This is a genomic window from Rhodococcus sp. 320_ES (assembly GCF_059691855.1).
The window spans coordinates 1346228-1360744 of record NZ_JCAWAG010000001.1; the positions used below are offsets into that span (position 1 = coordinate 1346228).

General features: G+C 67.6%; 14 protein-coding genes and 1 rRNA gene. All 15 read right to left on the bottom strand.

All coding sequences use genetic code 11. From position 1 onward, the window contains the following. Positions 1 to 7 precede the first annotated feature (7 nt). The 15 genes from scpB to rrf all read right to left on the bottom strand — a co-directional run bounded on the left by scpB (position 8) and on the right by rrf (position 14376). The gene (scpB, locus tag AC59JP_RS06565) at positions 8 to 709 is read right to left on the bottom strand and encodes an SMC-Scp complex subunit ScpB (RefSeq protein ID WP_497324803.1); all 702 of its coding nucleotides are present in this window, start codon (positions 707 to 709) and stop codon (positions 8 to 10) included. Beyond that, on the bottom strand, positions 706 to 1524 hold the full coding sequence (locus AC59JP_RS06570; protein WP_497324804.1) for a segregation and condensation protein A: 819 nt from the start codon (positions 1522 to 1524) through the stop codon (positions 706 to 708). The genes scpB and AC59JP_RS06570 overlap by 4 nt, the downstream gene beginning before the upstream one ends. Beyond that, positions 1521 to 2501: a ParA family protein gene (locus tag AC59JP_RS06575; RefSeq protein ID WP_497324805.1), complete on the bottom strand. Its 981-nt coding sequence runs from the start codon at positions 2499 to 2501 to the stop codon at positions 1521 to 1523. Before AC59JP_RS06575 ends, AC59JP_RS06570 begins: the two co-directional genes overlap by 4 nt. Positions 2502 to 2590: 89 nt before the next feature. Next, complete coding sequence (gene xerD / locus AC59JP_RS06580; protein ID WP_497324806.1) at positions 2591 to 3532, bottom strand: site-specific tyrosine recombinase XerD; 942 nt, start codon at positions 3530 to 3532, stop codon at positions 2591 to 2593. Beyond that, complete coding sequence (locus AC59JP_RS06585; protein WP_497324807.1) at positions 3522 to 4175, bottom strand: NUDIX domain-containing protein; 654 nt, start codon at positions 4173 to 4175, stop codon at positions 3522 to 3524. The genes xerD and AC59JP_RS06585 overlap by 11 nt, the downstream gene beginning before the upstream one ends. Then, a complete protein-coding gene (gene pyrG / locus AC59JP_RS06590) occupies positions 4172 to 5908 on the bottom strand; it encodes a CTP synthase (RefSeq protein WP_497324808.1) in 1737 nt (578 codons plus the stop codon). The genes AC59JP_RS06585 and pyrG overlap by 4 nt, the downstream gene beginning before the upstream one ends. Before the next feature lie 108 nt (positions 5909 to 6016). Further along, on the bottom strand, positions 6017 to 6964 hold the full coding sequence (locus AC59JP_RS06595) for a copper transporter (RefSeq protein ID WP_497324810.1): 948 nt from the start codon (positions 6962 to 6964) through the stop codon (positions 6017 to 6019). Then, positions 6961 to 8145: a putative cytokinetic ring protein SteA gene (steA, locus tag AC59JP_RS06600; RefSeq protein ID WP_497324812.1), complete on the bottom strand. Its 1185-nt coding sequence runs from the start codon at positions 8143 to 8145 to the stop codon at positions 6961 to 6963. Before steA ends, AC59JP_RS06595 begins: the two co-directional genes overlap by 4 nt. A 98-nt stretch (positions 8146 to 8243) precedes the next feature. Next, the gene (gene recN, locus AC59JP_RS06605) at positions 8244 to 10010 is read right to left on the bottom strand and encodes a DNA repair protein RecN (RefSeq protein ID WP_497324901.1); all 1767 of its coding nucleotides are present in this window, start codon (positions 10008 to 10010) and stop codon (positions 8244 to 8246) included. 5 nt (positions 10011 to 10015) lie between these two features. Beyond that, complete coding sequence (locus tag AC59JP_RS06610; protein WP_497324813.1) at positions 10016 to 10963, bottom strand: NAD kinase; 948 nt, start codon at positions 10961 to 10963, stop codon at positions 10016 to 10018. Beyond that, the gene (locus AC59JP_RS06615) at positions 10960 to 11787 is read right to left on the bottom strand and encodes a TlyA family RNA methyltransferase (protein WP_497324814.1); all 828 of its coding nucleotides are present in this window, start codon (positions 11785 to 11787) and stop codon (positions 10960 to 10962) included. The genes AC59JP_RS06610 and AC59JP_RS06615 overlap by 4 nt, the downstream gene beginning before the upstream one ends. Before the next feature lies 1 nt (position 11788). Further along, positions 11789 to 12031, bottom strand: coding sequence for a hypothetical protein (locus AC59JP_RS06620; protein WP_497324815.1), 243 nt, complete (start codon positions 12029 to 12031; stop codon positions 11789 to 11791). Between the two features lie 61 nt (positions 12032 to 12092). Continuing rightward, positions 12093 to 13091: an HAD-IIA family hydrolase gene (locus tag AC59JP_RS06625; protein WP_497324816.1), complete on the bottom strand. Its 999-nt coding sequence runs from the start codon at positions 13089 to 13091 to the stop codon at positions 12093 to 12095. Beyond that, positions 13088 to 13999, bottom strand: a complete 912-nt coding sequence (locus AC59JP_RS06630; RefSeq protein WP_497324817.1) for a tetratricopeptide repeat protein — start codon at positions 13997 to 13999, stop codon at positions 13088 to 13090. The genes AC59JP_RS06625 and AC59JP_RS06630 overlap by 4 nt, the downstream gene beginning before the upstream one ends. Positions 14000 to 14259: 260 nt before the next feature. Then, positions 14260 to 14376 (bottom strand): 5S ribosomal RNA (rrf, locus tag AC59JP_RS06635). Positions 14377 to 14517 lie beyond the last annotated feature (141 nt).

Here is a 14517-nt window from a genome sequence, read left to right on the forward strand (position 1 = left end):
TCTCTTGTCAATCGTCTTCGGTGTCGGGCCCGATCGCCGGGCCCCGGTCGTTCTTCGGTGCAGCGTTCGCGCGCAGGACCCGTGGGTCGGTGTCGAGGCTCTCGCTGATGTCGTCGATCATGTCCACGCCCGGTAACAGCGGCGCAAGCTCGGGAAGATCGGCCAACGATGCCAACCCCAGACGCTCCAGAAACATTTCGGTGGTGACGTACTGCGTCGCCGCCGAATCCGCATCCGTACCGGACTCGGCGATGAGACCCCGCGCCAGCAGGGTGCGCATCACGCCGTCGACATTCACGCCGCGCACAGCACTCACTCGTGCACGGGTAACCGGTTGACGATAGGCGATGACAGCCAAGGTTTCCAAAGCGGCGCGGGTCAGTTTGGACCGCGCACCGTCGAGGAGAAGCTTCTCCACGTAGGGCGCGTAGTCGGTGCGGGTGTAGAAACGCCAGCCGTCTCCGGCGTACCTGAGGTCGATGCCGCTCCCCCGCTGCGTGAGGTCGTTCGACATCTCCCGCAACGCCGCGTCGATGCGGGTGGCGTCCGTCCCGAGCGTCGACGACAACAGGGCCACGGGGGCCGGTGAGTCGACGACGAGCAGCACCGCTTCGAGCGCGGAGCGCAGCTCCCGGTCGTCGAGCTCCCCCGCAGGGCCGTCCAGCTCCCCCGCAGGTTCGTCCAGCTCGAGGCGGTCCGGCTCGGTCATCCGTAGTCCTCCACCTCGGCGAGCCCCGCAACGTCCGGGTGTTCACCGGTCCAGCTCACCTTCAGCTCGCCCAGTGCGTCGGGCTGGTCGAAGACGATCGCGCGTTCGCGGTAGAGCTCGAGGAGCGCGAGGAACCGCGCGACGATCTCGACGGTTACACCGCACCCGGCCACGAGGTCACCGAACGACGTCCATTCGCCCTCGCCGGCTGCGCGCAGAAGGTCGAGCACGGCGGCCGCATGTTCGGGCACCGAGACCTTCGACACATGTAGGTGATCGAGGCCCACCGTCGGCATTGTTCGAGGCTGAAACGCTGCCGCTGCGATCTCGGCGAACCGCTGCGGGTTCACCCCGAGCAGCACCTCCGGCAACAGATCCGCGTACTGATCTTCGAGCGACACCGACCGCGGGTAGCGGCGCAATGCCGCACCTTCGAGTTCGCCGAACAGCTGCGCGACCTGCTTGTAGGCCCGGTACTGCAGAAGGCGAGCGAAGAGGAGGTCGCGTACTTCGAGCAACGCCAGGTCCTCGGCGTCCTCGACATCACCCGCCGGCAGCAGACGCGCCGCTTTCAGGTCGAGCAGGGTGGCCGCAACGACGAGGAACTCGGTGGTCTGGTCGAGGCCGAGTTCCGGGCCCAGGTCGCGGGTGTAGGCGATGAAGTCGTCGGTGACGACGTGCAGGGCCACTTCGGTGACGTCGAGTCGATGCGAGTTGATCAGGCTCAGGAGAAGGTCGAACGGTCCTTCGAAGTTCTGCAGCCGAACCTGGAACCCGGTGGGCTTGTCTACCGGTGCGACGGTCGCCGCCGTCATGCGACGGGCGAGTCGCGATGGATCACTTCACGCGCGAGCGCTCGGTACGCCTCGGCGCCCGCCGATTTCGGCGCCCAGGTGGTGATGGGCTCACCGGCCACCGACGTCTCGGGGAAACGAACCGTGCGGGTGATGACGGTGTCGAAGACGACGTCGCCGAACACCTCGACGACGCGGTTCATCACCTCCCGCGAGTGCAGGGTTCGTGCGTCGAACATCGTCACCACGATCCCGGACAGCGTCAGCCGCGGATTGAGCCGATCGCGCACCTTGTCCACGGTGTCGTTCAGCAGAGCCAGACCGCGGAGGCTGAAGTACTCGCACTCCATCGGGATCAGCACTTCGTCCGCGCACGCCAACGCGTTCACCGTGAGCAGGCCGAGGGACGGTTGGCAGTCGATCAGGACGTAGTCGTACCGGTCGAGGATCGGGTGCAAGACGCGGCCCAGGGTCTGCTCACGCCCGACCTCGGTGACCAGCTGGATCTCCGCTGCGGACAGGTCGATGTTCGAGGGAAGCAGGTCCAGGTTCTCGACCCTGGTGCGCATCAACACGTCGTCCACGGACACCCGCGGTTCGACGAGGAGGTTGTGCACGGTCAGGTCCAGATCGTGATGCGGCACACCGAGACCCGCGGACAGCGCGCCCTGTGGGTCGAGGTCCACGAGTAGTACGCGCCTGCCGAACTCGGCGAGCGACGCACCCAGGTTGATCGTCGACGTCGTCTTTCCGACGCCGCCCTTCTGATTGCACATCGCGATGACGACCGCGGGGCCGTGGGACGTCAGCGGCGCGGGTTCGGGGATGGACCGTGGAACTCGGCCGGTGGGCCCGGCGCCCTCGGGATGAGGTGCGGGAGCAGCAGGCTCGGGTTCGGGCTGACGGGTGCGGAACAACGCACCTTCGTCGTGCGCTCTGTCGTGCTCGCCCGCGAACGGGCCCTCGGGCCGCGCCGTCGGCGGCTGTGGTGACACCACGACCCGCGCTCCCTCCCTCGTCGGTTTGCTGCTTCTCCGGTTCTGCGAAACGCTACCCGCCGCAGAGGGTGCATTCCGGTTCGGACACGCTATCTGGCGCGCGGATGCGCTTCGGCCCACACCTCGCGCAGGGTGGTGACCGTGACCAGGGTGTAGATCTGCGTCGTGGTGACGGACGCGTGCCCCAGAAGTTCCTGCACCACCCGCACGTCCGCTCCGCCGTCGAGCAGGTGTGTTGCGAACGAGTGCCGCAGGGTGTGCGGTGACACGCTCGACGCGATACCGGCCCGCTCCGCCGCGTTGCGCAGCACCTGCCAGGCACTCTGCCGCGACAGGCGCCCACCGCGCGCGTTGAGCATCAGCGCGGGGGTTCCCCGGGCGATCAGCGCCGGTCGGCCGCGCACGAGGTACGCGTCGACGGCGTCGATGGCCGGTCGGCCCACCGGCACCACCCGGTCCTTGCCGCCTTTACCCCGCAGCAGGACCGACCTGGACTCGGTGTCGATGTCGTCGACGTCCAGGCCCACCGCCTCCGAGATGCGCGCTCCGGTGGAGTAGAGCAGTTCCAGAAGCGCGCGGTCGCGCAGCCCGCGCGGTGTGTCGGCGCTGTCGCCGCCGGCCGCGTCCAGAAGCGCGAACACGTCGTCGACCGTCAACGATTTGGGCAGCCGCCGACCCGGAGCGGGCGGCTTCACTCCCGCTGCGACGTCGCGTGCGACCAGACCCTCCGAGACCGCGAAACGATGCAGTCCTCGGACGGCGATCAGCGTCCGCGCGGCGGAACTGGCAGCGAGGGGCGGAAATTCGTCGTCACCGAGTCGCAGCGCGGAAACGAACTCCGCCACGTCGTTCTCGGTGACGTCGCCGAGGTCCGCCTTGTCGATCTCGCGCAAGTAGTGGTGGTATCGAGTCAAATCGCGCCGGTACGACGTGATCGTGTTGCGCGCCGATCCGCGTTCGACCGTCAGATGATCGAGGTAGGCGCCGATGACGTCGCCCACCCGATCGACCTCCGGAGCCTCACCCGCCACTCGAACCCTGATCGTTCCCCGACTTTCGCCGCTCGAACGCCGTCGGGACGTCCTGCCACGGCGCCGAGGTGGGACGCAACGTCACGTCGGGGGACGAGCGGAGCGCCGCCAGCGCCAGAATGCCTGCGACGGCGGACGCGTTGACGATCTCACCCGAGAACACACGCGCCACCGCCTCCGACAGCTCGAGGCGGACGATGCGAATGTCGGCTTCCTCGTCGACGGGGTCCGGTCGGTCGATCTCGGTCAGCCCCTCGGCGAGGAACAGGCGCACGGTCTCGTCGGTGAAACCGGGCGACGCCGCCACGTCCACCAATAGCGACCACGTGTCGGCGCGTAGCCCGGTCTCCTCCCCCAGTTCACGTTGGGCCGCCGCGGCATAGTCCTCGCCTGCCTCGTCCAGCAGGCCCGCCGGCAATTCGAGGAGCCGCCTTCCCAGCGGATGGCGGTACTGCTCGATCAGGACGATGCGCTGCTCGCTGTCGACGGCCACCACCGCAACCGCGCCGTAGTGCTCGACAACCTCGCGTTCGGCTTCGCGTCCACCGGGCATCCGCACGGTGTCCAGCCGGAGCGCCAGGATCGCACCCTGGTAGGCCAATCGTGAGTCGACGGTGTCGAACTCGTGACGATCGGCCGTCACGAACCGACGCTCTCGGACGCGGCGCCCTCGATCTCGATCTCGTCGCCGTGCACGTCCACTTCGAGGCGCTCGGCCGCCTTGTACTTCAGCGCAGCTCCGATCAACGCCGCGAACAAGGGATGCGGACGCGTAGGCCGAGACTTGAGTTCCGGATGTGCCTGCGTCGCAACGAAGAACGGATGCATCGACGCGGGCAACTCGACGAACTCGACCAGATGTCCGTCCGGCGACGTGCCGCTGAAGACGAGGCCGCTTTCGGAGACCTTGTCCCGGTACGCGTTGTTGACCTCGTAGCGGTGCCGGTGCCGCTCGGACACCGACTCGGACCCGTACGCCTGCGCCACGACGGACCCCTTGGTGAGCGTCGCCGGGTAGGCCCCGAGACGCATGGTGCCTCCCAGGTCGGCTTCGCCTGCGACGGCCTGCTCCTGATCGGCCATCGTGGAGATGACCGGATGCGTTGTCTCCGGATCGAATTCGGCGGAGTTGGCGTCGGTCACGCCGACCGAGCGAGCGGCCTCGATCACCATGCACTGCAGTCCGAGGCACAGCCCCAGGATGGGCACCTTGCAGGTGCGCGCGTAGCGGATGGCACCGAGCTTGCCTTCGATCCCGCGGATTCCGAATCCACCGGGAATGAGCACCGCGTCCACGTCGCCGAGTGCCGCGGCCGCGCCCGCGTCGGTCTGGCAGTCGTCGGACTGAACCCAGACGACCTCGACCTTCGCGCGGTGAGCGAATCCGCCGGCCCGCAGGGCTTCGGTGACGGACAGGTACGCGTCGGGCAGATCGACGTACTTGCCGACCAGTGCGATTCGCACCGTTTCCCGGGGCTGATGTACGCGCTCGAGCAGGTTTCCCCACACGGTCCAGTCGACGTCGCGGAACGGCAGGCCCAGCTTGCGGACGACGTACGCGTCGAGGCCCTCCTTGTGGAGAACCTTCGGAATGTCGTAGATCGAGGGTGCGTCGGGCGTCGAGATGCAGCCGTCGACGTCGACGTCGCACATCAGCGCGATCTTGCTCTTCAGGGCCGGGGGGACGTCGCGATCACAGCGCAGGATGAGCGCGTCGGGCTGGATGCCGATGCTGCGCAGCATCGCCACCGAGTGCTGCGTGGGTTTGGTCTTGAGCTCGCCCGAGGGCGCCAGATACGGAACCAGCGACACGTGCAGGAAGAAGACGTTCTCCCGGCCCACGTCGTGCCTGATCTGGCGGGCAGCTTCGACGAAGGGCTGCGACTCGATGTCGCCGACCGTGCCACCGATCTCGGTGATGACCACGTCGGGGCTCTGGCCCTGCAGGTCCGGGCCGCGCATGGCGAGAATGCGGTTCTTGATCTCGTCCGTGATGTGCGGAATCACCTGCACGGTGTCGCCGAGGTACTCGCCGCGCCGCTCCTTGGCGATGACGGTCGAGTACACCTGACCCGTCGTCACGTTCGCGTGCCCCGACAGGTCGCGATCGAGGAAGCGCTCGTAGTGGCCGACGTCGAGGTCGGTCTCGGCACCGTCCTCGGTCACGAAGACCTCGCCGTGCTGGAACGGGTTCATGGTTCCGGGATCGACGTTGAGGTAGGGATCGAGCTTCTGCATGGTGACGCGGAGGCCGCGTGCGGTCAGCAGCTGCCCCAGGCTCGAGGCAGTGAGCCCCTTGCCTAGAGACGACGCGACGCCGCCGCTGACGAAGATGTGTTTGATGTCAGTCCGCGTATGAATGCGTGACAGTGGCAAAGGAACTCCCGTGACGACTGCGACCCGACGCCGACCCGAAGACCGACATGTCGAGTGGTTCGGAACCTGGCCGACCCACGGGATTTCACGGTAACACCTTTCGGCCCGTCAGGTGGGAGGTGCCCCGACCGTGACTGCCGTGGCGTTCGGACCCGTCCCGTACCGACCCGAGGCGCCGTTCAATTGCTCGGCGAGGGCGAGCGCGACGGTGATGCGGCCCGACTGGCGGTCCACGTCGTCCACCGTGCTCAGTCCGGACGACAGCCCTGCGTCCGATCGGACGACGGCAATCGGGCCGCTGCCCTCCGCCGCTCCCGTTCGACCGGCCAGCACGGTACCGGCTCCGCGCCCGTCGAAGGCTCCGGCGAAGCGGGCGACGATCGCACCGCGGTTGCCGTCCTCCGCGTCGGATTCGGCGTTGCCGGTCAGCACCACGGCGAGTTGGGCGGGCTGCACGGCATTGTCGTCGTAGGTGATGAAGCCGCCGCTGCGCAACGTGTCGAGCGCCAGGCCCATCTCCTCCGGGGTGGACTGCGGCTCGGCGGTCTGCGGGTTCAGCAACAGGACCGACCCGAGCAGGTCACCGGCGAGACTTCCCTGATCGACGGCGCCCGTACGCAGCTGAATACCGGCGGGAACGACGTTGGTCAGACGGGTACGCAGATCGTCACCGCTCGATGCGGAGACGAACGAGTCGGTCAGTCCGACACGGCCCGTGACGGATCCGCCGGCGTCGGTGATGATGCGGTTCACGGCGTCCAGATCGCCCGGGTCCGCGTCCGGTGTCGTCACGACGAGCACGGTCCGCCCGGTCAGCGAGTTGGCCACCACACGGCCGGCGACGGCTGCATCGAAACCGTCTGCGGCATTGAGCTTTTCGCCGAGTGCGTTGTTGGTGTCCTGCACCGAGTTCAGCTGGTTCTGCAGGTCCGATTTGTCGTCGCGCAACCCCGACAGGACGCTCCCCGACAACAATCCCGAGCCGAGGACCACTCCGACTGCGAGGGCGAGAAATACTGCGGCGAGCGATATTGCGTGCTGGCGCATGGAAATCACGCGAGCAGCCCCTGGACCCACTCCGCAAAGCTGTTCCACGTGGCGATCGCCCAATCCAACGTCGCGCCGCCGCCGTTGGTGACGATCAGCGCGGCGATGACCGCAATCAACGCAGCCAACACCAGCAGCGCCACGGCGCCGCCGGACACCCGGCTGCGGTACAGGGTGGCCATCGCCTTGGCGTCGACCAGTTTCGGGCCGACCTTGAGCCGCGTCATGAACGTCGACGGGGTACTCGAACGCTTGCTGGCGTCGAAGAATTCGTCGAGCGACGCGGCGCAGCCCACGGTGACGATCAGGGATGCGCCGTGATGGTCGGCCAGCAGGAGAGCGAGATCGGACGGAGTTCCGCTCGCGGGGAACGTCATGGCGCCGATACCGAGGTCCTGGATGCGTTCGAGGCCTTTGGCGTGTCCGTCGGGGTCCGCCGGGAGCACCACTTCGGCGCCCGACTTCAGGGTTCGGGTACTCACGTCCTCCGGATCTCCGACGATCAGGTCGGGCCGGTATCCGGCGTCGGCGAGGGTGTCCGCACCCGCCCCGACACCGACGAGGATCGGTGAGTACTCCTTGATGAACGGCTTGAGGTTCTTCAGGTCGACGATGTGGTCCTGACCTTCGGCGACCACGACGACGTGACGACCCGTGAAGTCCACGTCCACGTCGGGAACGCCGACTCCGTCGATGAGGAGCGGGCTCTCGGTGCGAATGAATTCGATCGTGTTGCCGGAGAACGCTTCCAGGTGATCGATGAGACCACTCTTGGCTTCGATCATCCGATCCGAGATGTCGGCCTCGGTCTGTTCGATGCCCTTGGCCAGTCGGCGTTCGCCGGCGTAGACGCCACCGTCGTCGAGGCGGATCTTGGATCCGTCCTTGACCTTCTTGAACACCTCGGACCCGGCGTTGTCGATGAGCAGGATCCCGTTCGCGACCAACACCTCCGGCCCGAGGTTGGGGTACCGGCCGGAGATGGACGGTGATGCGTTGACGACCGCGAGCACGCCGGCGGTGACCAACGCGTCGGCGGTGATGCGATCGAGATCGATTTCGTCGAGGACCACGACATCACCCGGGCCGACGCGGCGAAGCAACTTCGCCGTACTGCGATCCACCCGAGCGATACCGCTCACTCCGGGCAACGAGTCATGACTACGCGAGAGCAGGGCCGGCATCTTCATGGGAACGATGATGACCCGGCCGTACCCCGGCTTTGTGGAGGCGCGCCGTACCAATTACCACATCGTTCACACCAGTCACAGAGACCGGGCTCGCCTCATCAGGCTGTTCGCTCCCTCTCGAGGCTCGCCGTCTGCAGCAATTCCTCCGCGTGCGCGCGCCCGGTCTCCGTGTCGTCGAGACCGGCAAGCATGCGGGCCAGCTCGACCACACGATCGGAATCGGACAAGGTGCGGACGCCACTGTTCGCACCCTTCTTGCCGTCGGTCTTGTCGACGACCAGGTGGGTGTCGGCGAATGCCGCAACCTGCGGCAGGTGGGTCACCACGATGACCTGATGGGTCCGCGCCAGACGGGCCAGACGCTTACCGATCTCGACTGCGGCTCGGCCACCGACGCCGGCATCGACCTCGTCGAAGACCATCGTGGCGCCCGAATCCGACTGCGCCAGTACCACTTCGAGCGCCAGCATCACGCGCGAGAGCTCGCCGCCGGACGCGCTCTTGTTCAGGGGCAGAGACTGCGCCCCGCTGTGTGCGGACAGCCTGAACTCGACCTCGTCGGTTCCGGACGAGCCTGCGTGGAGACTACGGCCGTCGACGTTCAGCGCCGCCACGTCGCCGGGCGCCGCATCGCGCGGACGCACCGCCACCTCGAGGGCGGCCTTGCCCATGGCCAGCCCGGCGAGCTCGACGCTCACCGCCTTCGAGAGTTTGACCGCAGCTTTGCTCCGCGCCGCGCTCAATTTCCGAGCGACCGCGACGGTCTCGGCCGCGGACGCGTCCACTCGCGCCGACAACTCCGCGAGAGCGTCCGACGAGACATCGAGGCGCGTGAGTCGTTCACGAGCCTCATCGGCCCATGCCAACACGCCGTCGACGTCCGCAGCATATTTGCGCGTCAGGTTCTTGAGCTCGGCCTGTCGCGTCAGGAGCGAGTCCAGGGACTCGGGATCCGACGGCAGGTCGGAAAGATACGACGACAGATCGGCGCCGACGTCGGTCACCACCGCGATCGCCTCGGCGAGCCTCGGCGCGAGATCGGACAGCGCGGCGTCGTCGGAGGACTGCAGGCGGTCTCGAGCCTCACCCAGAAGCGCCATGACGGATGGACCGTCAGTGGGATCGTCACCGCCGGTGAGGGCCGCCTGTGCGCCGACGGCGCTCTCGCGCAGCGAGTCGAGGTCGCTCAGGCGACGAACACTTGCCGCAATCTCGACGTCCTCTTGCGGGGCCGGGGCGACCGCGTCGATCTCCTGCAGAGCGAAGGTCAACTGATCGGCCTCGCGCGCCAGTTCGCGACTCTTCTCGGTGCGCTCACGCAGTTCGGTTCGCGCGGCGACCCATTCGGCGCGGTGCTTCTGGTACCGAGCAAGCAGAGTCCCGACGGTGTCGCCCGCGAACCGATCCAGCGCGGCACGCTGCTCGTCGGCGCGCTGCAATCGCAACTGGTCGTTCTGGCCGTGCACCGTGAGCAACGACCCCGTGAACTCGGCCAGGACGCCGGCCGGCACGCTGCGACCGCCGAGGTGCGCGCGCGACCGCCCGTCGCCGCCGACGGTACGCACGGCGATCACGCTGTCGTCGTCGTCGCGCCGCGCACCCGTCGACTCGAGCAACTCGTCGATCCCCCGCACCACCGTGGGAGTGACTCCGTCGGTGGTGAACCGGCCTTCCACGACTGCGCGATCCGCCCCGATTCGCACGCGGCCGGCGTCGGCTCGCGCACCGGAGAGCAGATGCAGGCTGGTGACCACCATGGTCTTGCCGGCACCTGTCTCGCCGGTCAGAACGGTCAATCCGGTCGAGAACTGGGCACTCGCCTCGGCGATGACACCGAGGCCGTCTATGCGTATCTCGCTGAGCACGTTGGCTACGTCGTCCTTCCCCGCCACCCGGTGACCGGGAGCGCGAACTTGTTCACGACACGATCGGCGAACGGCGCGGAGTCGAGCCGAACCCACTTGATGGGTTCCGCACCGCGGACCACGTCGACGCGGGCGCCCGCAGGGAGCGCCATGGTTCGGCGGCCGTCGCACAGCACGAGGGCGTCGTGGCCGTCCGAGGCGGTTTCGACCGCGACCCGTGACTCGGGACTGGTCACGAGCGGCCGCGCGAACAATGCGTGTGCGTTGCTGGGGATCACCAGTATCGCCTCGAGTTCCGGCCAGACCACGGGCCCTCCCGCCGAAAAGGCGTACGCCGTCGACCCGGTGGGTGTGGCCAGGAGGACTCCGTCGCACCCGAACGCCGACACCGGCCGGCCGTCGACCTCGAGCACCACGTCGAGCACACCCAACCGGGTGGCGTTCTGGACGCTGGCCTCGTTGAGTGCCCACCCTCGCTCGACGACCTCGTCGTCGACGGTGACGGTGACGTCCAAGGTCATGCGAGGTTCGATGCGATAGTCGCGCCGAACGACGCGGGCGAGAACGTCTTCGAGGTTGTCCGCCTCGGCTTCGGCGAGAAATCCGATGCGGCCCAGGTTGATTCCGAGAACCGGAATGGAGGACGAGCGAGCCAGCTCGGCAGCGCGGAGAAACGTCCCGTCCCCGCCGAGCACCAGAACGATCTCGCATCCCGCGGCCGCGGTGGTGTCGAACTCCACGACGTTGACATCGGAGACGGCCGCGGTCAGATCCTCGATGTCGCTGCTCGAGTCCGGCTTGGACCGGTAGTACTCGTCGACGAGGACGCGCAGACGAATACCCGCCTCGTGAAACACCTTTGCTGCGCGCAGAGCGGTGGCGGCGATATCGGGGCGGCCCGGATGGGCGACCAACAAGATCTCGCGCGCAGGCGTGTCGCGCTGAGAAGTCACTGCGGTCCTTCCTCGACGGCTGCCGCGACCAAGTCGGCGATCGGTGCAATGGTCTCGTCGCTGTCCAACGCCGCTGCCGTCCGGAGCCACAGGAAATACTCCACGTTTCCCGACGGGCCGGGCAGCGGACTCGGCGCAACCGCAACTGTAGTCAATCCGACGGCTGCTGCCGTCTCGGCGACCTTGACCACCGCTTCGGCTCGCAGAGCAGGATCGCGCACGACGCCGCCCGACCCCACGCGGTCCTTTCCGACCTCGAACTGCGGCTTCACCATCGGCACCAGATCGGCGCGGGTTGCCACGCACGCGGCAAAGGCAGGGAGAACGAGACCGAGGGAAATGAACGACAGGTCGGCCACCACGAGGTCGACGGCCCCGCCGATCGTCTCGGCGTCGATGTTGCGGACGTTCGTGCGATCGACGACGGTCACGCGGTCGTCCGACTGCAATCGCCACACCAGTTGGCCGTATCCGACGTCGACGGCCACCACCTCACGCGCTCCGCGGCTCAGCAGCACATCGGTGAATCCCCCGGTGGATGCACCGGCATCGAGGCAGCGGCGCCCCGAGACGTCCAGGCCTCGGGGTGCGAACGCGTCGAGCGCTCCGATGAGTTTGTGCGCACCGCGCGACGCCCACGACACCTCGTCGGTGACCTCGGTGACACGCAAGGGGGTTCCAGGCTCGACGGCCGTCGCAGGCTTGGTTGCCACGGTGCCGGCGATCAGCACGCGACCGTCCGTGATCAGTTCGGTTGCGTGCTCGCGTGATCTGGCCAGACCACGACGAACGAGTTCGGCGTCGACGCGAGCGCGGCGTGCCACGTCAGTTCTTGTCCACTGCGGCCAACGCGTCGACCAGCACTTGATGGGCCTGCTCGAGGATGCGTGCCTGTCGGTGCAAGGACGCCAAGGCATGCTCACTGTCCGGATCGACATCGGATCCGGACGTGGACAGATCGTCGACCTCCGACAGGAGACCGTCGACCTCGGCGACCACCGCATCGCGGTCGACGGTCGGAGACGGGCCGGGCAGGTGCTCACCCGGTCGGGGAATGGGTGCGCTCATCACGGGCAACGCTAGCCGATGGCGCCGACACCGGTCCGGCGGGACACGAACGGTGGAAAGCTCAGCGCGTCCACTGCTCGACGGCAGCGGAGGCAACGGATCCCTCACCCGATACGTGCGTGAACGGGCCCGCTTCCCAGGCGAGAGGAGCCACCGCGCGCAGCGCAGCGAAGGGCATGTCATCGGTGGCGGCGCCTGCGCCGTCGTACGTCACCACGAGGGTGTCGTCCGTAACCGTTGCCGACCAGTCGTCGGACCGGCGCACGACGGAGTCGTCCGCATCACGCAGCAGAGCAGCCAGTTCGGACGCCAGATAGGTCGGGCGTTGCTGCGGCACGGCTCGAAGAACGTCGAGCGGAGTGCTGACTCCGGTCAGCACGAGCAGCGACGGCACGTCGATCGCATTCGCGCCCTCGATGTCGGTGTCGAGCCGATCGCCCACCACCAAAGGAGACCGAGAACCGCTGCGCTGCAGCGAGTCCCGCATCAAAGGCTCGGCGGGCTTGCCCGCCACGATCGGCTCGAGGTCTGTCGCGGCCCGCACGGCAGCAACCATCGCACCGTTACCCGGCCCGAGTCCCCGCTCGCTGGGAAGGGTCGTGTCGGTGTTGGCCGCCACCCATACTGCGCCGGCACGTAGCGCGTAGGTCGCCTCGGCGAGGATGGGCCACGCCGTGGCCGGCGAGTGTCCCTGCACCACGGCGGCCGGCGTCGGGTCGGCTGACCGTACGGGCACCAGACCCACCTTCTCGACTTCGGCGGCCAAGGCATCCGTTCCCACGACGAGGACGGTGGAACCGGGGTCGACGAGATCCGCCAGCACGCGGGCCGCGGCCTGCGAACTCGTGACCACCGTGTCCTCGGACGCCACGAAACCGAGGTCGGACAGGTGGTGCGCTACCTCCGCCGGCGTGCGACTCGCGTTGTTGGTGACGTACCAGGTCGAGGGGGCGCACTGCGCGAGCACGTCGACCGCACCGGGCACGACGTCGGCCCCGCGATACAGAGTTCCGTCCAGGTCGAACAGCAGCGCATCGAACTGATCGGCGAGCGTGGTCACTGCCCGGTCAACTCGTCGACACGGTCCTCGGCGTCGGTTTCACCGTCGACGTCCGCCGCTGCGGAACGCAGAAACCACTGAACGCCGTCGTCGACGCGCCCTGCAGCCACGAGCGCGTCCGCGTAGGCGTAGTACAGCCGCGCGGGCGCCGACCCCGTTCGGTCTCCTTCGAGGTCCGGCGTCTGAAGCGTCACCACAGCCTGGTCGTACTGGCCCATGTCCATGCGTGCCCCGGCAACCACGATGCGCAACTCCGACGCCTCGTCCCCGGTCAACATCCGAGCTTCGTCACTGCGACCGAGCTCGATGGCACGTTCCGGCCGACCGAGACCGCGCTCGCAGTCCGCCATGACGGCAAGGAGTCCTGGTCCGCCCGCCATGCGCCGCGCGGCTCGGAGCTCGGACAACGCCTCCGCCCACTCCCCTGCGTGGTACGCCGCGATGCCGGCGGTCTCGCGCACGACTGCGATACGGCCGGCGCGTTGACGGGCAGCCCTCGCGTGCGCCAACGCTGCACGCGGGTCGTCCGCGATGAGGCGACCGACCATCACCATGTGGCGGGCCACCTCGGTGGCATTGTTCTTGTCGAGACTGAGCAGGTCGCGCCGCACCGCCGGATCGAGCTCACTGGCTTCGAGATCCTCGGGCAGGTCCGGCTCGACAGGGCGGGGAGGACGAGAGTCCCGATCGCGCGGGCCGCCCGACCGGCGTGGGCCGGAGGCACCTTCGCCGCCTCGACGACGCGGGTCTCCTCCGCCGGATCGGCCTCGTCCGCCCTGATTGTCCTGGCGCGAACCGCCCTCGCGCGGACTGTCGTTGCGCGAGCTCTGACGTGGAGCCGAATCCCGGAAGGGACGGCCTCGGCCGTTGTCTTCCGGCACCTGAGTTCCTTTCACATCATCGATCATCGGTCGCACAGCGACCGAAAAAGTGTTCGTAACCAGCGTCGAAGATACCGCGCACAGGGGCGTGGAGACGAACTGACGCCTGAGCCGGCGCGATCTTCCGACGGACCCAATGCGTCATCGGGTCCGTATAGCGAACCCAATGTGTCATTGGGTCCAGCATTGTGGAGTGCACCAGGTCGTGGAGTGCACCAGGTTGTGGAAGGCACCGGGAAATGCAGAAAGCCCCTCACCGTGTGGTGGGGGGCTTTCTGGGATGTTGTGTTCGGCGGTGTCCTACTCTCCCACACCCTGTCGGGTGCAGTACCATCGGCGCTGGAGGGCTTAGCTTCCGGGTTCGGAATGGGACCGGGCGTTTCCCCTCCGCTATGGCCGCCGTAACTCTGCGAAACAACGCAGGTTCACGAGGCGCTCACATCACACTCACCAAACCCTTGTGTGGGTGGTGGTGTGGTGTGGCGGTTTTCAGTTGTGCACTGAACAACTCGTGTGTTGTTTCAGATATCGCACAGTGGACGCGT

What these genes read in the sequence shown, in the direction of transcription:
- AC59JP_RS06620 (WP_497324815.1), bottom strand. Translation starts at nt 12,031, where the DNA reads ATGAGCGCACCCATTCCCCGACCGGGTGAGCACCTGCCCGGCCCGTCT.
- steA (WP_497324812.1), bottom strand. Translation starts at nt 8,145, where the DNA reads ATGAAGATGCCGGCCCTGCTCTCGCGTAGTCATGACTCGTTGCCCGGA.
- AC59JP_RS06570 (WP_497324804.1), bottom strand. Translation starts at nt 1,524, where the DNA reads ATGACGGCGGCGACCGTCGCACCGGTAGACAAGCCCACCGGGTTCCAG.
- AC59JP_RS06630 (WP_497324817.1), bottom strand. Translation starts at nt 13,999, where the DNA reads ATGATCGATGATGTGAAAGGAACTCAGGTGCCGGAAGACAACGGCCGA.
- scpB (WP_497324803.1), bottom strand. Translation starts at nt 709, where the DNA reads ATGACCGAGCCGGACCGCCTCGAGCTGGACGAACCTGCGGGGGAGCTG.